Source organism: Mesorhizobium sp. M7A.F.Ca.CA.002.15.2.1, assembly GCF_003998715.1.
In the GTDB taxonomy this organism is placed as follows: Bacteria; Pseudomonadota; Alphaproteobacteria; order Rhizobiales; family Rhizobiaceae; genus Mesorhizobium; species Mesorhizobium ciceri.
The window spans coordinates 1-1,974 of sequence record NZ_RZPI01000873.1; the positions used below are offsets into that span (position 1 = coordinate 1).

Genomic DNA, 1,974 nt, shown 5'->3' on the forward strand with positions numbered 1-1,974 from the left:
CTTGTGCATGCGGCCACGCGAGACCTCGGGCGTCAGTTGGACGGTGCGGGCGAATTCGGCCCGGAAGACAATGCGGATGATGACAACGACCGCGACGAGGCCGAACAGGGCGACCGGAGCCAGCGCTGCCGAAAAGGCCGGATAGGAAATGCCCGACAGTGCACCGATGACCATGTTTTGGGGATTGCCGGTGATGGTTGCGACGCTGCCGCAATTCGACGCGGTGGCGGTGGCGATCAGATAGGGGATCGGGTTGCGCTTGATCACACGGGTGACGTGGACGACGATCGGCGCCATGACGAGACAGATGGCGTCGTTGACCAGGAAGGCGGACAACACGCCGGTCAGCAGCGTCACCATCACCAAGAGCATGAAGGGCGCATGCGCGTGCTCGATGGCGACGGCGCCAAGGCCACGAAAGGCGCCCGACACTTTTAAATGCGCCACCACAATCATCATGCCGAGCAGAAGCGTGATGGTATCGAAATTGATCGCCCGGTACGCATCCTCCATGCTGAGCGCGCCGATGGCGATCATCGCGGCCCCGCCGAGAAGCGCGATCCCTGCCCGGTCGAGGCGCAGGCCGGGGATGCGGCCAATGGCGACACCGGCGTAAGTCAGGATCAGGATCAGCAGTGCCGCCGCGCCCATCAAAGTCATCGATAAGAAGTCCTGCCCAGTCTGTGGCACGCCGCTGGCTGTCGGCCCCATTCGTCCGCTTTGCGTGCCTGCTTTAGCGCGATGTCGAGATCGATGACAGCGGGCATGTTGTTGCGCCAAGGATGTCCCATGGCCCAAAGGATGACGTGCAGCTAACGCAGGTAGAAATCCAGCCTCTGTCGCACAGCTTGGGAAGAATAGGTCTGCTCGACGGTCTGCCGTGCCTTGAGGCCCACTGCCGCCCGCAGCGCCGGGTCGGCTTTGAGATCGGCCAGGATGCGCGCCGCCTGCTGCGTCGTTTCGAACAAGAAACCGTTTTCGCCATGCCTGATATGGTCGGAATAACCGCCATATGAATGGCAGACCACGGGCAACCCGCAGGCCATCGCCTCGAACACCACGCGACCGAAGGTTTCCATATGCCAACCGGTGCGATAATAAAACACGTCGAGCGTCTGCAGAAACTCTTCGGCGGAAAATTGGCCGGGTGGGAACAGTTCGAGTTGCGGATGCGGCATGAGGCTGTCCTTGAGCCCTATCCCTCCCTGTATCCGCAAGGCTGTACCTTCGGCCAGCAATGTCTTGTAGAGGGGTATGTCATCGGGATGATGTTTGCCCGGCCCATCGCGGCTCAAGCGTCCGACGGTGAAGGGACGATCCGAACCCAGACGCCGTGGTGAAAAACGTTCGATATCGATCGGAGACGGATGCACGGTGCCATCGACTTGGAGCATCCGTCTCTGAAAATCGGAAATCAGCACCAGTTCGGCGTCGGGCCAGTTCAGCATGCGGGGCATGCGTCTCGTCAGCGAGATGATTTTCGGGTGAAAGGTATTGAAGACATAGATCAGCCGGCGCGGCCGCGGGATCAGGTAAGGCCATATCTTGTTGCGCCAATGAGAGCCGAGAAAGACGTAGGTACCGCCATTCGGTACATCCCACTTCGACAGCGAGACGCGGCGAATCGGGAAATTCCGCATCAACTCGCCGGACACGCTGGAGGAGGTTGCCCACAGATGCACCTCGGAATCGACACTCAACAACCGGTACAGTTCCAGAGCTTCAAGGTCACTGCCACCGAAGGGGTCCTGAAAGCCGTTGAACAAATGGATCATAATAGCTGTGTTTACCTGACCGTTTCCGCATATGTTCGCCAGCATCAAAAATCATGATCGCTGTCGGCCGGAACGCTTGGAAACTCAGAGTCAAAACCGTTTCTGCCGACAACGAAAATCGCCAACGCGGGGGAGTATACCGGCAAGCGGTTGCAGTCCATGGCCCATCGAGCCGGCATGCTATCCGTAAGGATCGGAT

At 59.4% G+C, this 1,974-nt stretch carries 2 protein-coding genes; both read right to left on the reverse strand.

Features of this window, described 5'->3' with window-relative positions; genetic code table 11:
• Positions 1-660 (reverse strand): SLC13 family permease (locus ENZ74_RS30525; RefSeq protein WP_281059751.1); only part of this gene is annotated, 660 nt, incomplete at its 3' end.
• Between the two features lie 152 nt (positions 661-812).
• Entirely contained in the window at positions 813-1,775 is a 963-nt protein-coding gene (locus ENZ74_RS30530; protein WP_013532434.1) for a glycosyltransferase, read from the reverse strand.
• Between the last annotated feature and the right edge of the window lie 199 nt (positions 1,776-1,974).